Below are 18,053 nucleotides of genomic sequence, written 5' to 3' on the forward strand. Positions count from 1 at the left end.
GATCAGTTCGTGTCAAAAAGTTAGTGTTGAATTATATAGACCACAAAATATATTTCAAGTCAGCCCCTATGTCCGCCTGATGTGGCACCCCAGCTCACTCTTTCAGAATAGACCGGATTGCACCATTCGCCAGTGACAAAATAATTAAACAATGGAAGGAAAAACGATATCTGCATAATTGAGAGACGCACCCTTGAGAATCCGATCCCGGTAGGACACCGCAGCGGCCGAACCGGCCGGCCAGAGCCGATCAAACTCCGGTAGCCACGCCTTCAGGGAATAGGACACCGGCAGCAGGGAAACATGCAGACCATGGCGCTCAATGCCTGCAACCGGCTTGGCGACGGGACTGGAAAGACCGATCCGGGTGATCAGCCCGCGGGGATCGGACAACAGGTTGCCCATACCCGCAGATCCGTTGTTAACCACCACGCGACTGTGTTCGTTTACCAGGCCCGACCAGAGCACTGGCAGACAGGTGTGGGTCGAGGCAATCACATCGGCCCCGGAAGCCAGGAACCATTCCGACAGCTTGTGATCGTTGCCCGCAATAAACGATTCGTGGGCCAGTCCCCAGCCGGCCAGAGACTCCGGATCACCGTGCACCACCAAAATCTTTAGGCCTCCAAACAACAGGCATCGGTACCTTGGCTGAAGGGACAACCGCTTCTGAATGTCCGGGTGCTCGCTGGCAATGGCCTGCAGCCGCTCCATGATGAGATTCGACCGCACTACCACACCCTGATCCACGAAATCCGGATAGGCGCAGCCACAACCTGCACCGGCACTGGGATTGGCCAGCTCGTAGTCCACATTGCCCAAACTGACGGTATGGTCCAGAACCCGGTTGTTGATGCTCCGGAACAGACTGTCGCTGGCGTTGAACCAGTTGAAGTCGCCATTAAACACCAACTTTACCCGATGCCCCTGGCGCTCCTCCGCCAGCGCCATCTGCTCGATTTCATCCAGCGCCCAGGGATTACCATAGAGTCCGCCGATGATATACAGCACATCCTCGGAGACTTGCCGGGGCTCCTGGCAAAGCGATGCAGCAGAGTACCGATACGCCAGCGGACAGCTGCGACCTTCAGTCATAACCAACCTCAGGCCTCCCCCGCCGCCAGCGAACGCCCCGCCAGGCGCCGAAGCACCAGCGGGACAAAGAATCCCGCCGTACAGATCAGAAAGCCCCAGGCGTTCACGCCCAGCAGCATGGCGTACTTGCCTTCACCAATGGCCCAGCTTGATGGAATCAGGCCCACAGCCAACAGCACACCCAGGCTCAGGCCGGTCCAGAAACTCAGATGAAAACTCCAGGGTGACCATTTTGTGAAGCCGTAAAACAGGAACACCGGCGCCAGGCCCATGACCATGGTGCCGGAAATGGTGGTCGCCTTGAGGATATCGGTGCCCGCGAACATCGGCAGGTTGCCCGCGAAGGCAAAGATGATCATCACCATTGCTCCCACACGAATGCTGGGCAAGCGCTCCTGGGCCCGCCGCGCTAGCCGCGGCAGATCCACAGCCAGAGATTTCGCCAGCGAGGTAAAGGTGGAATCCAGCGTCGAGCCAGCCGAAGTCATCATCACCACACTCATAAAGAACAAAGCCGCCAGGCCCAACGACTGCCCAACCGCCGCAGGCGCATTGCCCATGGCCTCAATGCCATTGAGCCGCGCATGAACACCCACCAGACTGAAGATAAACACCGCCACAAAGCCCAGGAGCCCGGCCACCACAAAGCTCTTGAGCATGGTCTTTTCCTTGTTCACAAAGCCCCGGTCGGTCAGCACCGGATCATGAAATGGATAACTGAACATCTGCAGCAAGGCCACCAGCAGCAGATCAAAGCCAGCATCGAGTCTGAATTCGCCATTGCTCAGCAGAGCACTGGCATCGTTGGCCGGAATAATCAGGAACAACACTGCCCCGACGAAGAACACAAACACGAATGCCTGGATCACATCGGTAAAAATCGACGACCGCAGCCCGCCTTTCAGGCTGTAAGCCAGGGTAAACACGGTAAACAGCATAGCAGCGGCGTAGTACTCCCACTCACCGGGCAGTCCGAAATAACCACCGACCACCGCGGTGTTACTCCAGACCTCATTATAAAGCCGGATCAGAATCGCCGCCGCAAATGCCAGACTCGCCAGCCGACCGAACCGTGACGTCAGAAAATCCTGCAAACTCCGGGCCCCGGTCTGGGTCCGGATAAGGTAGATCACATACCCCGCCACCGGAATCGACAGCCAATAACTGGCATAGGCCAGACCGCCCACCACACCATAAGCCGCACCAAGGTTCGCCGCATTGGTCACCGACTTGGCAAAGATCCAACTGATAAAAATACTGGCCGTCAGCGACCACTGACCAACCGGGTTGCCGTTATCGTCCGCGCCCTTATAAAACGAATTCGCGTTCCTGCTCTTGGGCGACAAAACATACATCACCACGCCGTACACCAGCAGAAATCCCCAGAACAGGGAGGCCTCTGTAAAATTCATTGTCTTGTTCCGTTGTGTGGTCCGGGACTTCTCCCGGGATTCTTATTTAGGGGGTATCGGCGCTGGCAGTCAGGGGGTCAAAAAAACGCCCGGGAACCCATCCATGGGGGGCTTGGTCGCGCCGTCCATGGCGCTCCACATTTTTTGACCCCCTGCCTGCCATCCCCTTGTTCAACTTCAGTTCTGGTTTCCCCGGCGGAGCCGCAAGCTGCCAGAGAAAAAACCTTTAGGCTTTCCTTTTTCTGTTCATCTTTACTCAGCGAATAGCAGCGCGTTATCCGCGGTCTGGGAGGTGGGGGTAAATTCTCCGCCGGAAAAAAATGTCTGAGCGAAGCGAGTTGTTTTTTCCAAGGGGAATTTGCCCCCACCTCCCAGGCCGCCAACTCCCAGCTATCAGTCCTGCAAATGAACTAACGCATTAATCAGCCGGGCGCCGAACAACTAGCCCCAAACCGGTAACAGGAAAAACACCGGTGATGCCGCAACATAATCCGCTCATCCATACTCTCGGCCAACGACCCCCCAAGATCATACTGCGGATCATCATCCACCAGCGTGCAGGCATACACCCGAACCTGGTCGCCTTTCTTCACCAGCATCCGCGTATAGGTGCACATGAAGTGAGACCGCGCCTCCTTCGTCGGATACTTCTCCATACAGGTTTCAGTAATCTCCGGGCTGCCGTCCTCAGACCCCGGTGTGCCCAAATCCGGGAACGCCGTAAACGCCAGGTTCTCGGGAATACTCCAGTCACGAAAAATCGCTCGGAATGCTTTTTCCACGTTGGCCGGGATTTCCTCCGGATCCGTCTGGCGGGCAATGGATACCTTGAAGCCCTGCTCGATCAGCCAGTGAATGCCTTCCAGGGCCTGGTCAAAGCTGCCGTCCCCGCGGTCCTTGTCATGGCGGGCACGGTCGGGGAAATCCAGGCTGACCCGGAAATGGATCGGATAGGGATTGTCCAGCAACGGAAGCACCTGGTGCCGGCGCTTCAGCAGCGGCTCGGTGGCATTGGTGAGCACGAAGCAGGGCCGGTGCTGGCTGGCGTAGTCCAGGATGTTGACGAAATCCCGGATCACAAAGGGCTCGCCGCCGGTGAAGGAAAATTGTTCAACGCCCATGTCCATGGCTTCGTGGATAAAGGGTTTCACATCGCTGAGCTTCATACCCGGAATCCGCCCGTCACCGGGGTGGGAGCCTTCCAGGCAGAAGGGGCAGGCCAGGTTGCAGGCGGTGCCGGTGTGAATCCACAGTTCCTTCAGCTTGTCCGCATCAATAAAGCCCCGGGGATTACCGTTGCGCGTGTGGGTCCAGCTGTCGAACGCCCTGGGTTCAAGGACTTCCACAGCCGGGATGCGCTTTCTGCGAGCCGTCGGGCTTTCAGTCAGGGACATAGAGACTCCTCGGTGTTTTCGTGTCTTTGCCGCGGCGCCAGCCGTGCAGCTTTTCCAGCAATTTCAGGATGCCTGCGGGAGCATGGGCGCGCTTCCATTCGCCGGCGGCGAATTTGGCGGACTCGTTCCAGGTCGGGTACGGATGAATAGTACCCAGAATCTTGTTAAGGCCAAGGCCATGCTTCATTGCCAGAGTGAACTCTGCGAGGATTTCACCCCCGTGAGAGCCAACCACAACCGCCCCCAGAATCTTGTCCTTGCCCGGCGGCGTGAGCACCTTGATAAAACCATGATCCTCACTCTCTGCGATGGCCCGGTCCAGGTCATCCAGACCGTATCGGGTGACCTCGTATGCGATCCCTTTCTCTTTGGCTTCGGCTTCACTAAGCCCGACCCGCGCCACTTCCGGTGAAGTAAAGGTCACCCAGGGCATCACCCGGTAATCCACCTTGAAGCGTTTGAACTGACCAAAAAGCCCATTTACCGCCGCATACCAAGCCTGATGTGCCGCCGCGTGGGTGAACTGGTACGGACCGGCCACATCGCCGCAGGCAAAAACGTTCGGATAACGCAGGCTCATATCGTCTTCCACCGGCACGGTTCCGTTCGGCAGGGTATCCACGCCGATCCGGTCCAGATTCAGGCCGGCGGTATTGGCCCGGCGACCGACAGCAACCACCACTTCGTCGAAAGGAATGCGTACCCGCTCACCCTCATGCTCGCAGTAGGCAATCTTTTCGCCCTCTTCTATACGGAACTCCACCGCAGAATGTTTCAACCGGACATCCACACCGTCCGCCTGGAACTGCTTCAGCACCAGCTCGGAGACATCCACATCCTCCTTGGCCAGCAGGCGTTCGCCCATTTCTACCTGAGTCACTTTACTGCCCAGGCGGGCGAAGGCGTGGGCCAGCTCCGAACCGATCGGGCCACCGCCCAGCACCAGCAGACGTTCCGGCTGATCCTGCAATTCCCACAGGTTGTCCGAAGTCAGCGGCTGCATGTCCTTGAGACCGGGAATCGGAGGTACCGCCGGTTTGCCACCGGTGGCCACAATGATGCTGCGGGCGGTAAGGCGTTCGGTGCGGCCATCATTGTGCCGAACCTCCAGTTCCCAGGGCGACACGAAGCTGGCTTCGCCGGCAATGCAGTCCACACCCAGCTTGCGGTAACGCTCCGGGGAATCGTGGGGCTCCACTTTCGCGATGACATCCTTGACCCGGTTCATGATGTTTTTGAACGAGCCTTTAACCGGTACCGATTCCAGCCCGTAACGATTGGCATGGCGCAGGGTATCCGCCGCCTTGGCGCTGCGGATCAGCGCCTTGGAGGGCACACAGCCAGTATTGAGGCAGTCGCCACCCATTTTGTGCTTCTCGATCAGGGCCACTTTCGCCTTCACCGCCGCGGCAATGTAGGCAGAGACCAGCCCGGCGGAGCCGCCGCCAATCACCAGCAGGTTGTAATCAAAGTGTTCCGGTTTCTGCCAGCCGGCATATACCTTGCGGCGGCGGATGAAGCCCACCACAAACTTGGCAATAAGCGGGAACAGACCCAGCAGGGCAAAGGACAGAAGCAGATCGGCCGAAACAATGTCACCGGTGGACTGGATCTGGCCCAACTGGGTACCAGCGTTCACATAAACAAAGGTGCCGGGCAGCATGGCAATCCAGCTCACCAGGGCATAGGTGCGCAACTTCATGGAAGTCAGGCCCATGGCCAGGTTAATCAGGAAAAACGGGAACACCGGCACCAGCCGCAGGGTTGCGAGGTAAAACGCGCCGTCTTTTTCAATGCCGCGGTCCATTTTCGCCACCGTCTCGGCATAGCGCCTGCGCAGGGTATCGCGCATCAGGAACCGGGCCACGAGGAACGCCAGGGATGCGCCAATAGTTGAGGCAATGGAGACGGCTGCCAGACCATAAAGATTGCCGAAAAAGGCACCACCGGCCAACGTCATAATGGTGGCGCCCGGCAGAGAAAGCGCTGTCACCACGATATAAATCGCAGCATAGCCGCCCACCGCCAGAACCAGATTCTGGTCAATCCATTGCCCGATGGACTCTTGATGGGACTGCAGGTTTTCCAGGGTGAGGAGTTTATGGCCGTCGAAACCGAGGAAAGCTCCCACGATGGCGGCAATAATCAGAATGAGTAAAAGCTTGTTGCGATTCATATCCATGCCTGTGTGTAGTGTATAAACCAATACGCTGTTATAGCCAAGACACGATCACCGGCTGGATGTTACATCGCTCCTGAACTATTATTTTTGAACAATTGCTACAGAATAACGGAACTTTTACCGATTCAGAAACACTATACAGTCACAACCCGCCAATCGAGACTTACAAGGGACGGAAACCCATGGACACCGCGGTGCATCCGGAATCTGAAGCGTCACTGATCGAAGAGCTCAAACGGGGAGATTCAACTGCCTATCAGAAGGCAGTGCGCGAGTACTCTCCCGGCATGCTGGCAGTTGCCCGGTTTTACCTGGACCACTCAAGCGCTGAAGAGATTGTCCAGGACTGCTGGGTGACGGTGATTGATGCAGTCCAGAAGTTCGAGGGCCGCTCTGGCCTGAAAACCTGGCTGCACCGCATTGTCGCCAATCGCTGCAAGAACCGCCTTCGTACGGCCAACCGGGAAGTCGCAACGGATTTCTCCGAGACCCTGGAGCCAGAACTGGCTAACCGATTCAATTCTACAGGGCGCTGGGATTTGCCGCCCAAGCTGCAATTCCATGAGTCCGCAGACACCCTGATGGAAAATGGCGAACTCAGCGATTGCCTGGACAAACACCTCTCTGCGCTGCCGGAAACCCAGCGTTCTGCCCTGATGCTTTACGAAGCTCACCAGCATAAATCCGATGACGTCTGTAACATTCTGGATGTCAGTGCCTCTAACCTTCGTGTACTTTTACACCGTGCGAGGCAGAAGATCTTTCTCATGGTGGAGACCTTCCAGGAGACGGGCGAATGTTAATGTGCAGGGACCTGGCCGAAATTGCCAGTGACTACATCGATGGCGAACTCAACGGCCGGCAGAATCTGTCTGTGAAAATGCACCTGATGATGTGCAAGGACTGCCGGACGTTTATCGGCAACCTACGAGCAAGCAGCAACCTGCTAAGCGCCCACTCCTCAGGGAAGGCCGACGAGGAATTTCTGCGCCGGATTGACGAACGGGTGGCCGAGGCACTGAATGCTCGTAAAATCAGAGGTAGTGATTCGGAGTAATACTCCCTGAACACTTCTTTTCATTCAGCCTCGAATACATCGGTATCCGGGTGAAAGGTGTACCAGGCAAACCAGAACGCCCGGGTCGCCGGAAGAAGGTTGCCTGATTCGTCACGCAGCTCCGCCGATGGCACTTCCGGGTCATAATGCAGCTGCACGGCCTTCCCACCAATACGGTCCTCAAGTACCGCACCGTGGTCAGCCAGTTCCGGGAAAGGCCAGGCCTTGCTTTCACCATTGTGTGACCAGCCTAACACCCAGGTTTTCGGATGATATTTCCGGCTGGTGTGGGTGACCGGGAAATAGAGTCGCTCGGAGTGGTCGTAATCGCCGTAGGGCGACAGTCGATAATTACGGCGGTGGCCGGTATCCGTGGAAAGCACTTTTCCGTTTTCGTCAACCCGCTCCCGCCAGCGTTGCCAGAGCTCATGGCGAATAGCGACAGGTTCCAATACCGTTCCGGCCAACGGCCCCGAAACCGCTCGCCCCTCAATCTGCGACCAGAGGGATTCGGTCTGATGGTCGTACATCAGTAGATCACTATTATACAGCAGCCCCGAAACTCCGAACGTGAGAGACTGCCCGTCTACCCTTGGGTCAAATGCCATTCCGGTACCGCACAGTGGGCAGAAGGTGATCAGCAGTGGTGAACCACCGAGATCATGATTCACAATCTCGTGCCAGTTCAGGATACCAATGGGGTAAGCAAAGCTCACTTCTCCTTTATCATAGGTCAGCATCAGGTCATCGGAACGCCAGAGGGATACGTCCTCAGGGTCCTGGAAAAGCGGTTCATTAATGGATGGAATGCCGTCCCGGGGCGGCCCTCCAGGAAGAATCTCCTCTACCGGCACCAGGGCATTACCAAGCTCAAATCCATTCTTGGTTTGACTGAAAGCTGGCTGGGCAAACAGCAGCGATGCCATTGCCAGAATCGTGAGGTCGTTAAATCTATTCATGACTCCTCCCCGAGATGCCCAGCTCTTTCAGTCGCTGCTCAATTCTCGGAACGGAAAACCCATGCAGTCGCTCGCCACCAATCAGAAAAAACGGTGTCCCCCTGCCGCCGAGTCGTTCAAATGTGTCCCGAGCAGCCCGGGAGGCGGTTATATCGAACTCCAGGTAGGAGATCTGGTGTTCGTGGAAATAATACTTGGCCGCTTCACAACCCGGGCAGAATGGCTGCGAGAACAGAACAACACGGGAATCCGGCGCGCCCTTGCTCTTTTCAATGACCTCACCGGCCAGCAACACACTGTTCCAGCTCAATAAAACGGCCACTGCAACGGTTACTGCAAACGCTCTCGTGATTGGCATTTTCATGCTCACCTCCCAGGCAGGAGACAAGACCCTGCTTCCTGTTAAGGCGAGAGACACAGCACCAGCCGGTTTGTTACACGGAACCTTATTGCATCTGGATTTTCCGGGCCTCTTCATGAACCGTCTGCTCCGCTGCTTCGGCCTCCCGGAGCAGCGTCAGGTCCTTGCTCACACTGGTGTAGGTTGATACCAAATAAGGCACGCAGTACGTCAGCGCAACTTTCAGCCAGTCCATGGAAGCGGGGCCGGTGACCGCTTCCCATTGATTGATGAGCACCAGAAGCGTACCAACAACTGCCGCCAGCTTTGCGGCACGTCGTGGAGTGCCGTGGCCTACCGCAAGCTCGCAGGCTTCCCTGCAGCCCCGGGCCGGGGTGCGTAAAATCTGTATGAACGACATTAGAATCTGTGTCCGCTGAATGCTGTTAACTGAGGAATCATGACACCCCCTGGAATCATTTGTTACACCCGTTAATTGGATCGGGGGCTTTACCGTACGGTCGAATCGACCTGTAACATTCCTTGTAGTTACCTGTCTCTGCTATTAATAACAACAGACGCTCAATCGGGGTGAACCATGCTGCTGAACTGGCTGTCGAGGCGACTGGCTGCCTATCTTTCCAAACAGATTAAATGCCACTCAGTCCGGACATCCACCTGGGCAGCCATACAGGCGTCGATAAAGCCCGGCGACGTGCTTCTGGTAGAGGGAAACACCAGAATCAGCACAGCTATCAAGTATCTGACCCAGTCCACCTGGTCGCATGCGGTGCTCTATCTCGGCCCAGAGGCGAATCTGGGTCTCTCTGAAAAAGGCGAAGATCGCGTTCTGGTCGAGGCGGATCTTGAGGACGGTATTCGTTGTCTGCCGCTGTCTTTTTACCGACACTTTCACACCCGGATCTGCCGGCCCGTGGGGCTCAGTGAGCAGGATATCCGCAAGCTGATCGACTACTCGAAAAGCCGGCTCGGGCACCAGTACGACCTGAAAAACGTCTGGGACCTGGCACGCTATCTGTGCCCCACACCACCGGTACCAACCCATTATCGTCGTTCCATGCTGGCACTGGGCAGTGGCGACCCAACCCGGGCCATCTGTTCCACATTTATCGCTCAAGGCTTCCAGTCGATCCGGTATCCGATACTGCCGGAACGCCTGGCTGACTCTGAAGATGACGCGGATTCGGATGCCCAGCGGCGGGAGTACTTCCGGATTCGGCATCACTCTCTGTTTGCCCCTCGGGACTTTGACGCATCCCCCTATTTCGACGTGATCAAACCCACCCTGGAGCAGGGATTCGATTACCGGCAATTCCAATGGGCGGAATGATTCGCCAACTCAGCTATCATCCGCATCCGCCGCACTTTGGAACCCCTGCAGTCCGGGTTTACCCAGCAGAAACCCCTGCAGTTCATCGCAACCCGCCAACGCCAGCCAGCTTGCCTGGGCTTCGGTTTCAACACCCTCGGCAATAACCTCGCAGCCCATTGAATGGGCCATGGTGATTATGGTTCGACACAGGGCCTCGTCCTGCTCGTTATCGGGAAGCCCTGTCACGAAGGTCCGGTCAATCTTGATACGGGAGACCGGCAGTGCCTTGAGATACGCCAATGACGAATAGCCAGTACCAAAATCGTCCACAGCAAGGGTCAGGTCCAATTCCCGAAAGCGATTGAGGGTTGCCATGGCCAGTTCGATATCCTGCATCAAAGCGGTTTCAGTAATTTCCAGTTCCAGCTGACGAGCCGAAACGCCTTTATTCCGAAGTGAAACCGCAATGCGGTCGGCAAAACCCGGATCGTGAAGTTGCAGGGCAGAGACATTCACCGCCATGCGCCCTGTAAACCCCTGTTCCGACCAACCTTTTAACGTGGCAACTGCCTGCTCCAGGACCCAGTCACCGATTTTCACGATAAGCCCGGTTTCCTCCGCCAACGGAATGAACTCGGCCGGCGAAACCGGGCCCAGGGTGGGATGATGCCAGCGAAGAAGCGCTTCATAACCGGTGTTCCGCCTGAGACGATCGCACTGCGGCTGGAAATACAGCTGCAACTGCCGGTTCTCGATGGCCGCCTTGAGACTGTGGATCAATTCCTGCCTGTGAAGGACCTGATCTCCGAATTCCGAGGCAAAGAACTGCACCCTCTGGCTCGGTGACTTCTTCGCCCGATGCATGGCAATTTCAGCGTGACTGAGCAGGGTTCTGGCATCCTGTCCGTCCAGGCCAAAGACCGCTACGCCGGCACTGACTTCACACTCAAATGTTTTCCGGCCAATCTGGACCGGCCGCTGACAGGCTTCTATAACGGCTGAAATCCGGACTTCAATGTCCGTCGAAGCTCGCCCCCGCTCACCGACCAGCAACCCGAACACATCGCCTCCAAGACGGGCAACCCGGCCATGATTGGCACTAAAGCCTGCGATACGGCGGGCAATCTCCTGCAACACCCGGTCGCCAGTCTCGTGGCCTGCCAGGCCATTGAGCGCCTGGAAATCGTTCAGGCCGAGGACCAGAACGGCTTCTTCCTCTCCGCCATGGTCTGGATCGCTGAAATGGCGGTCCAACTGCTCCTCGAACAGGCTACGGTTGGCAAGGCCGGTAAGTTGATCATAGAGGGTGCGGATCTCCAGTTCCTGCTCGGTTCTGCGCAGGGTGCGGGTTCGCTCTTCGAGTAACTGGTCGAGCTCCCGGTTCAGCAGTTTCAGGCGTGACAGGTAAGCCGCATTCTGCTTCAGCATGCTGTTGAACACCCCCTCCACTTCACCGAACTCATCGCAGCGGCCGGCGGGCGTCAGGTATTTCAGGGGATGTTCGGCGTCCTCGCCAGCGCGGGATATGCGATCACGGAGTTTGAGGAGCGGAGACAGCATCATACGATCGACCACGAACATGGTCACGGCGGTCACAAAAACGGCGATCAGCAGCGACAGACCCAGTATCCGGAGCACAAAGGCAACCAGCTCCGAAGAAACGTTACTGACATCCACCCGGGCCAGCACCTCATAATGCGAGAGCAATGGATCGGCGCGCCAGGAGAGATCAATCATCCCCTGCGCTGTTCGGGGCGCTGAGCGAAGCAACCCATCCGCTGGGTGTGGCGCCCTGACAACCTCTCCCGCCTGATATTCGATACCGTCTCTGCGCAAGGAAACGCCGGTCAACGGACTGCTGGCGATCAGCAATTCCAGGGCATCGGTTGTTATTTCTCGGCTTCGGGAATACTTCAGGAAAGTGATGATCGCCTGACTGGCAACATCAACCCGTTCACTCAACAGGTCTTCTTCGTAATTGCGGTAAGAGGGAATAAGAATCGCGACTTCAATGGCGAGAATGGCCGCAAAGGCCGCCAGTGTGAGATTACGGCACAAGCGGCAGCCTGAAAGCTGTCTGGCCCACTCGCTGAAGGACCGCCTGGCAAGCGCTTGATCCTCTCCGGCCATTTCCCGATTGGTTATTTCTGGTTCTAGTCCCACGACCGGTTTCATACGTCCTCGCGTTTCTCTGGTCTTTCCAGAGAGACACCCGAGAGACCTCTAAATTACAAAAAAGGGTGGGGCTCCAGCCCCCACCCAAAATCGACAGCAGACTCACCGATGCAAAGCGACGTTATTGCTTGTCGATAAATTCCTTCTGCTGCACCCGGGAGTACTCGGTCAGCGCAGCCAACTCTTCGGAACCCCACTCAAGAGGCTCGGCAGCCATTGGCGCCACCATGCAGATCTGAACCATTTCATCCAGGTAGACCATATCCATGCCAAAGTCCCGTTTGCCCATGGCGACAGCATGCGGGTATTCGTTCTTGAAGGTCGCGTTGTAGCCCGCCCCGTTTGCGTGGCACGTGGCACAGGCAAGCCCGTTGGAGGACAAGCTGGTGTCGTTGAACAGCTTCTCACCCCTGGCTCTCAGATCAGCAACATTGCCCTGATAGGGGGTATAGCCTTCGGGACGGCGAACCGCTTTTTTGAGCTTGGCAGACACACCTTCGCCTTCCGCCTCACCTTCAGCTTCGCCCTCGGCTTTTCCTTCAGCTTCGCCTTCACCTTCTGCTCGCCCCTCTGCTTCACCTTCGGCGCGACTTTCGGCTTCGCCCTCTCCTTTGGCGGCACCTTCCGCCTCGCCTTTCGCTTCGCCTTCAGCCTCACCCTGGGCGGCTTCAGCCGAAGGGATCAGTCCTAGCCCGGGGCCGCTGCTCGCATTGAAGCCGGCCACGGCCACTACCGTCATCATGGGAACCGACACCATGAGGTTCCGGGACAGTTTTCGTAAAAGTTCCTTTCGATTTTTGTCTGTGGACATTTCTGCAACCTCCGGTCGTATTTTCCTTGTTCAGGGTGCGGGCCTGCGATCCAGGCCTTTGAAGCACGGACACCCCGGCCGCGCATTTGTTACTGCCCGGGAAACCGGGCCAGTATCTGAAAGTGACATCGGTCTCAGTTACCCGGATATGACTCAGGCTTACCGTGGCGCGCCCTTTTCGCTTCATGGCAATGGCGAGACTCTCAGGCCAGCCATGCCTGTTCCTGTGCAGCTCCATAAGACGCCCAGCGGCCTGGCCTGGCTCACAACGCTTCAGTGCCTGGCGAACCAGATAGCGGCGTAAAGCGGGAACAAAGCGCGGCATGAGAGACGAAGAACTGATGGTCGTCTCCGCCCCATCCCGGGTTTCCTCGAGCGTTTCGCCGGTCCATTCCCACTTGAACGGACCAGAGGGCTCCCCGTTGAATGCCAGGAGAATAAACGGTGGATACTGGAATAAGGTCTCGCTCCAGAGGAATGCCCGGACTTCGGCAATCGTGTGCGCTGAGCTTAAACGTCTGACCAGGAGCCCCCGACTTGTCGCCTGCCCGGCAGGCATCCGGGATGGGTAACGATAGTTATTCAAAAGGGCGAGAATGACGCCCTGACTGTTTGCTGCGATCCAGGTCCCGCCACCCGCCGGATCTTTCGGCATCACGGTGCTTATGCCATCGCGGTGCTCAATAACGGGTGGCTCCGCTTCAGGGCGCTGCAATGACTCGTCCCTGTTAAAAAACAGGTCCAGTCCGGCCGGTGAGTACTGCCAGCTCAGGGTACACATAAGATCAGGCGCTTTCGGCCATACCCCGGGCCTGCCTTTGCAGGTACCGCAAGGTGGAGGGATGAACCCCGAACCCGGCACCGACTTCCACCCCCGCCTGCTCGGCCAGCATGCCGATAATCGCCATGTGATGAATGGTATGGCTGGCCAGGAAAACCAGTTCGCGATCCACGCTGGTTGTGACTACCTGCCCCTGCGCATCGCTGGTGTGCAACATGGCAAGCCCGTCGGCGTGGCTCCCGCTGAATCGGCTGCGCAATGTCTGCAGAATCTCTGACAATCGGTTGGCCCCGGCCCGCCGATCGGTTTCCAGTGACAGCTCACGGTCACGGTTTTCATAGTCGAGCAGCGCTCCCGGTGACGTTGTTGCCGATAGCAGGGCACTGTAATGGTCTATAATGTGCCGAACATGCTTGCCAATCACATGCTGCTTACGCTGACCGAAACTTCGCCGGTAAAGATTCCCTGGCAAGGTTTCCAGCATTTCAATGAGCTGCCCAATTGCATGGGCGTTCTCTTCAACAATGTCGTTAACGGTGTCGTCTCGCTCAGAGCCTGATTGAGTCATGGTATTCGTCCGCTTCTTGTTGGTCCCGGGTTCGGTTGCCTTTGAAACTGAGGCAATGAAAGCGACCGCGTGGACACAAGGGTTGCTCGTGCCCACCCGATCAACGGTTTAGCCCTCGGCTTTTCCCTCGGCCTCACCTTCGCCTTCACCTTCTCCCTCGGCTTCACCTTCGCCTTCAGCTTCAGCTTTGCCCTCTGCTTCGCCTTCAGCCTTGCCTTTCGCTTCGCCTTCGGCTTCCGCCTCTCCGGCGGCGAGCATCAGGTAGCCCGGTTCAGCCGTGGCGTCGGCGGCCGATACGTTGAACGCCGAGGCACCCATAACAACCGCAAACACGGGGCCGGTATAGGCCATGCCCCGGGCAAGCTTGCCTAGCAATCTCTGTTTCTTTGTTTCTCTGGACATGATGTGTCCCCCTTGATTTAACGTAACAACCGCCAGGCGTCACGCCCGGCCTCTCCATACCCGGAGCCGAAAAGCTTTTACGCTCAACGGCCCCCGGATGCCTTTTGCGGTGCCTTCTCGAAACACCGCCCGGACAGCGCCGCTGCAGCGGCCTCCAGATTGTTCATATCCACCAGGTAGCACTGCCGGCTCTCCAGCCAACCCGCCAGCCTGGTGAAGCCATCGGTATCCAGCGGCCGCCCATCTTCGCCACAACAGCTGGAGATCAGATGTCTCAGGGTCTCGTTCACAGTCACGGCCTGGACTCCACTGCTATCCGGGACTGGATTTTCACTGGGAACAAGTACCGCGGGTACCCGGCCTACATAGCCCGTCACGCCCGCTTGGGCGGCAACAAACTGACCCTCTCGGGCGGTGTCCTGCAGTGGCAGCCCCAACCCTTCAACGCAAGCCCCGTCAGAAGCCTTGAGCAGTGCACCGCGGCCACAATCCACACGCCATTTAGTGGCCAGCGCCAAAGTCAGCGCGTCACGCAGAGACGGCTCGGAATGGCTGACCAGGAACATCCCGCTATCGGGACCGGCAACAAGACCGGCGTCTATGGCAATGTCATCGTGTCTGGCCGCATGGGTTGCCAGACAGCTCGCAAGCGCCGGAACGACCGCCGCAAGTGAAAGCCGCGAGCGGATCACCTGGCCATCCAGAATCAATGTAAAACCCGGCGTGTCCCGAACAATCTCAAGTCGTGGCAATGAATCCTTCCCCGCGTCATCGGAAATCGCCATTGGCTCAAGCAGGCTTTCAATCCGGCTGACCAGCGGTGCACTGTCGGTAAAGAAACGTGCCCGGAAGCGACCGCAGGACAGGGCCATCGACAGCATGGTGGAGGTTTCCGGGAACGGACGCTGGCCAGGTTCGGACGTATCCCGGTCGCCCGACTGCCCCTCGGACTGAACCAGAAAACGGTTGTTGACCCAGTCCGCCAGGGTATTCCAGACATCGTTTCGTATAGCCCAGGCATCCGGGGCGGTGGGCATGCTTTTGAGGGCGGAATCCACCAGCGCCGATGCAATGTCATCCGGCCCGGCACCCTCTGTGGCCATCAACCAGATCAGCGACGCGGTCTCGTTCAGGCTGCTCAGGTGGCCGAGGCGGGTGTCATAGAGGTAAACCTGGTCTTCGCTGAAGGTTTCCTCTGCCACCCAGCGTTCCAGCCGGGGTTGCCTCAGCGGCCGGTCAGAGAGAGCCTGGGCGACGACCCAATCGGACAACCGCGACAGCGCCATGAAAGGCAGGTACGCCGAGGGGTTCGACCCCGGTATCAGATTTCTGAAGCCGCCGCTTCGGCCCATCTCGGCCTGGGTCTCACGAACCAGTTGCTCCACCATGGACCCGCCGGACTCCTCACCAGAGGGGCGGTTCAGGCCGAGCATTTCAACCATGTCCGCAACCATCCCGCCCTTGACCTCTTCCTCAATGTCACCGCCACTCTCCGGGCCGGCACACACTTCCAGGGAAGGGCTGAGGTTGCACTCAAGGATCCAGGGCTTGAAGTCAGCATCGATCAGACAATCAATGCCCATCAGCTCATAACAGCCACGGGTATCGGCGCCGATCACCCGGGAACGCTCTCGCATGGGCTCCAGGGCAGCCAGACAGGTCAGGGCAACCAGGTCTTCGATTTTGGCAAACAGGGCTTCATCGTCGTGTCCCTGTTCACGGAGCCAGGCCCGGTAACGTTCGAGATCCACGAATTCCACGGGCACGTCGGCATCCAGATTCAGGGCGTTCACATCCGGATTAGTGAGATAGCTGTAGGGATTATTCGCGTTTTCCTCGTCATAAGGCATGGAGGCCAGCTTGGCGAACCCCTGGCGATACAAATAAACACGAAAGGGAGAAACGGAAGAGACAAGGACATACAACCGCAGAACATATTTCCGGCCGCGCATGGTGTGGGGATTTTCCAGGTACTCCTGAACCATCCAGGAGGATTCCATCGGCACGTCGGCCGGATCACCCACCAGCTGAATCCCCTTGCCCCGGGCGGCATTCTTTGGCTTGAGCAACCAGCGCTTGTCCGGATTATCCAGCGCTGCCTGCTGGAACGCATGGTAGTCCTCGGGCATTGAGAATACCTTGGGCACGAACGCCAGGCGGTCGGTCAGATGTTTGCCGCCCTTTTCCTGTCGCTCGACGCGATCCCGCAAGTCCATCAGGCTGCGGTAAAGACGGCTTTTCACCGTGAGGGCATTGTTGCCGGGGATGTGGTTAATTGTTCGCTCCGGCCCCACCTGGCTGAAAAATTCCGGGTCCGGCATACCGGTGTACCAGCAGGCATCCCAGTTTTCAGGGCCTTCGGCCCTTTGCCACAGGGATTTATCGAGGGACTCCTCGAAGAAGCGATCCTGCTCGTAGGACCTGTTGCCACCCATCCAGTACTGACGATCATGCCGAGTCATCTTGTCGCGCTCTCCGTTCCGGTTGTCTGTTGCCCGTCGTCAGGGCACTGATTTCTCGCGTTTCACGGTTACCGACACATGAGATTTGCAACTGTTACAGAGAGGGGGAGATTTATCTTTGACCGCGAAGAAGCGACCGCGCTGATATCATTCGCCGGGCGGATTCGGCACACTTTCGATCTGGAACCGGTCTCGGCGAATCAGCGCAAAAAGGAGAAGCAACCAGTCAATGACCTTCAGAATTGCCGTAATCGCCGTGGTTTTAGCCGCTCTTACAGGGGCCTGGTGGCTGCTGCAGAGTCTCGGCATGCCGGCGGATCTCTCACCAGACACACTTTCGGAATGGCTCGGAAGCCAGGGCTCGACCGGCCCAATTCTTCTGATGCTGTTGATGATAATTGCCGTAGTAGTGGGGCCCATTCCGACCTTGCCCGTAAGCGCAACGGCAGGGCTTGCCTTCGGCATTCTCTGGGGCACCGCTATCGCAGCGACCGGCGCGCTGCTCGGGGCCATGTCCGCGTTCTGGATTGCCCGGTGCCTCGGCCGGGAGGCCATCTGCAACCGATTCCCGGACCACCCGGCGCTGGCGAGAGACGGATCTCAGCGTTTTCTGACCATAGCCGTTCTGCTGACCCGGCTGGTTCCGGTCTTCTCCTTCGCTCTGATCAGTTACGCCGCCGGCGTTACTGCCATAAAGGCCTGGCGTTTTGCCATCGCAACCCTGGTCGGCATGCTGCCGATGACGGTGGTGTTCGCAGGCTTGGGGAACACATTCAAACTGAACCCAGTGCTAACAGTACTGGCGGGCACAGCAATTCTCATCGTCATGATGTGGTTGCCCTGGTCCATCAGCCGACACCCTGGTTCACGGTTGGCCCGTTGGCTTCAACTGAATCAGTGACAACAAGAGCCTTACCAGAGCCCAGGCTCCTGGCGCCAGAATCGACTCTGATTGATCGAAGAGAAAATCAAAAAAGGGTGGAGACAAGTTTTTTCCGGTGTGGGCTACAATTAAATTGCATGCCAACGGCGGCGGGTTTGTTCTCTATAACGTACTGGCATGACACCCTGCGGATTACTAC

Annotated in this window: 17 protein-coding genes and 1 pseudogene; 5 read left to right on the forward strand and 13 right to left on the reverse strand. The window is 57.6% G+C overall.

The annotated features are described in order from the left end of the window. Positions 1-144: 144 nt before the first annotated feature. The 4 genes from CLH62_RS10620 to CLH62_RS10635 form a co-directional block, all read right to left on the reverse strand. A complete protein-coding gene (locus tag CLH62_RS10620; RefSeq protein WP_099618131.1) occupies positions 145-1,095 on the reverse strand; it encodes a hypothetical protein in 951 nt (316 codons plus the stop codon). Between the two features lie 8 nt (positions 1,096-1,103). Beyond that, complete coding sequence (locus CLH62_RS10625; protein ID WP_099618132.1) at positions 1,104-2,507, reverse strand: sodium:solute symporter family transporter; 1,404 nt, start codon at positions 2,505-2,507, stop codon at positions 1,104-1,106. Positions 2,508-2,929: 422 nt separating this feature from the next. Then, entirely contained in the window at positions 2,930-3,901 is a 972-nt protein-coding gene (locus CLH62_RS10630) for a radical SAM protein (protein ID WP_099618133.1), read from the reverse strand. Continuing rightward, the gene (locus tag CLH62_RS10635) at positions 3,888-6,077 is read right to left on the reverse strand and encodes an FAD-dependent oxidoreductase (RefSeq protein ID WP_099618134.1); all 2,190 of its coding nucleotides are present in this window, start codon (positions 6,075-6,077) and stop codon (positions 3,888-3,890) included. Before CLH62_RS10635 ends, CLH62_RS10630 begins: the two co-directional genes overlap by 14 nt. 188 nt (positions 6,078-6,265) lie before the next feature. Here CLH62_RS10635 and CLH62_RS10640 point away from each other — a divergent pair, with 188 nt between their 5' ends. Beyond that, positions 6,266-6,886, forward strand: coding sequence for an RNA polymerase sigma factor (locus CLH62_RS10640; RefSeq protein ID WP_099618135.1), 621 nt, complete (start codon positions 6,266-6,268; stop codon positions 6,884-6,886). Then, on the forward strand, positions 6,880-7,140 hold the full coding sequence (locus CLH62_RS10645) for a zf-HC2 domain-containing protein (protein WP_099618136.1): 261 nt from the start codon (positions 6,880-6,882) through the stop codon (positions 7,138-7,140). The genes CLH62_RS10640 and CLH62_RS10645 overlap by 7 nt, the downstream gene beginning before the upstream one ends. Positions 7,141-7,160: 20 nt before the next feature. Here CLH62_RS10645 and CLH62_RS10650 read toward each other — a convergent pair whose 3' ends face one another. The 3 genes from CLH62_RS10650 to nrtS all read right to left on the reverse strand — a co-directional run bounded on the left by CLH62_RS10650 (position 7,161) and on the right by nrtS (position 8,860). Further along, positions 7,161-8,099, reverse strand: a complete 939-nt coding sequence (locus CLH62_RS10650; RefSeq protein ID WP_099618137.1) for a DUF3179 domain-containing protein — start codon at positions 8,097-8,099, stop codon at positions 7,161-7,163. Then, positions 8,092-8,463 carry a glutaredoxin family protein gene (locus CLH62_RS10655; protein ID WP_099618138.1) on the reverse strand — a complete coding sequence of 124 codons (372 nt, stop codon included), beginning with the start codon at positions 8,461-8,463 and terminating at the stop codon, positions 8,092-8,094. The genes CLH62_RS10650 and CLH62_RS10655 overlap by 8 nt, the downstream gene beginning before the upstream one ends. An 82-nt stretch (positions 8,464-8,545) precedes the next feature. After that, positions 8,546-8,860 carry a nitrate/nitrite transporter NrtS gene (gene nrtS, locus CLH62_RS10660; protein ID WP_099618139.1) on the reverse strand — a complete coding sequence of 105 codons (315 nt, stop codon included), beginning with the start codon at positions 8,858-8,860 and terminating at the stop codon, positions 8,546-8,548. A 177-nt stretch (positions 8,861-9,037) separates the two neighbouring features. On the opposite strand from nrtS, the gene CLH62_RS10665 reads away from it, so the two are divergent. After that, on the forward strand, positions 9,038-9,790 hold the full coding sequence (locus tag CLH62_RS10665; protein WP_099618140.1) for a YiiX/YebB-like N1pC/P60 family cysteine hydrolase: 753 nt from the start codon (positions 9,038-9,040) through the stop codon (positions 9,788-9,790). A gap of 9 nt (positions 9,791-9,799) precedes the next feature. Here CLH62_RS10665 and CLH62_RS10670 read toward each other — a convergent pair whose 3' ends face one another. After that, positions 9,800-11,935, reverse strand: coding sequence for a putative bifunctional diguanylate cyclase/phosphodiesterase (locus tag CLH62_RS10670; protein WP_228152826.1), 2,136 nt, complete (start codon positions 11,933-11,935; stop codon positions 9,800-9,802). A 133-nt stretch (positions 11,936-12,068) separates the two neighbouring features. Then, entirely contained in the window at positions 12,069-12,758 is a 690-nt protein-coding gene (locus CLH62_RS10675) for a hypothetical protein (RefSeq protein WP_099618141.1), read from the reverse strand. Here CLH62_RS10675 and CLH62_RS21400 point away from each other — a divergent pair. Beyond that, positions 12,751-13,062, forward strand: coding sequence for a hypothetical protein (locus CLH62_RS21400; RefSeq protein WP_228152863.1), 312 nt, complete (start codon positions 12,751-12,753; stop codon positions 13,060-13,062). The two genes, CLH62_RS10675 and CLH62_RS21400, sit on opposite strands and share 8 nt — an antisense overlap. A gap of 177 nt (positions 13,063-13,239) precedes the next feature. On the opposite strand, the pseudogene CLH62_RS21405 reads toward CLH62_RS21400, so the two are convergent. From CLH62_RS21405 to CLH62_RS10695, 4 genes and pseudogenes are all read right to left on the reverse strand, one after another. Beyond that, a pseudogene (locus tag CLH62_RS21405) lies at positions 13,240-13,539 on the reverse strand (NRDE family protein); the annotation flags it as partial. A 4-nt stretch (positions 13,540-13,543) separates the two neighbouring features. Further along, entirely contained in the window at positions 13,544-14,107 is a 564-nt protein-coding gene (locus tag CLH62_RS10685; RefSeq protein WP_099618142.1) for a DinB family protein, read from the reverse strand. 108 nt (positions 14,108-14,215) lie between these two features. After that, positions 14,216-14,509: a hypothetical protein gene (locus tag CLH62_RS10690; RefSeq protein WP_099618143.1), complete on the reverse strand. Its 294-nt coding sequence runs from the start codon at positions 14,507-14,509 to the stop codon at positions 14,216-14,218. 83 nt (positions 14,510-14,592) lie between these two features. Then, positions 14,593-16,971: an amylase gene (locus CLH62_RS10695; protein ID WP_099618144.1), complete on the reverse strand. Its 2,379-nt coding sequence runs from the start codon at positions 16,969-16,971 to the stop codon at positions 14,593-14,595. 229 nt (positions 16,972-17,200) lie between these two features. On the opposite strand from CLH62_RS10695, the gene CLH62_RS10700 reads away from it, so the two are divergent. Continuing rightward, complete coding sequence (locus CLH62_RS10700) at positions 17,201-17,872, forward strand: TVP38/TMEM64 family protein (protein ID WP_099618145.1); 672 nt, start codon at positions 17,201-17,203, stop codon at positions 17,870-17,872. Positions 17,873-18,053: the final 181 nt, after the last annotated feature.

Origin of the sequence: Marinobacter guineae, from assembly GCF_002744735.1 — a bacterium.
GTDB lineage: Bacteria > Pseudomonadota > Gammaproteobacteria > Pseudomonadales > Oleiphilaceae > Marinobacter > Marinobacter guineae.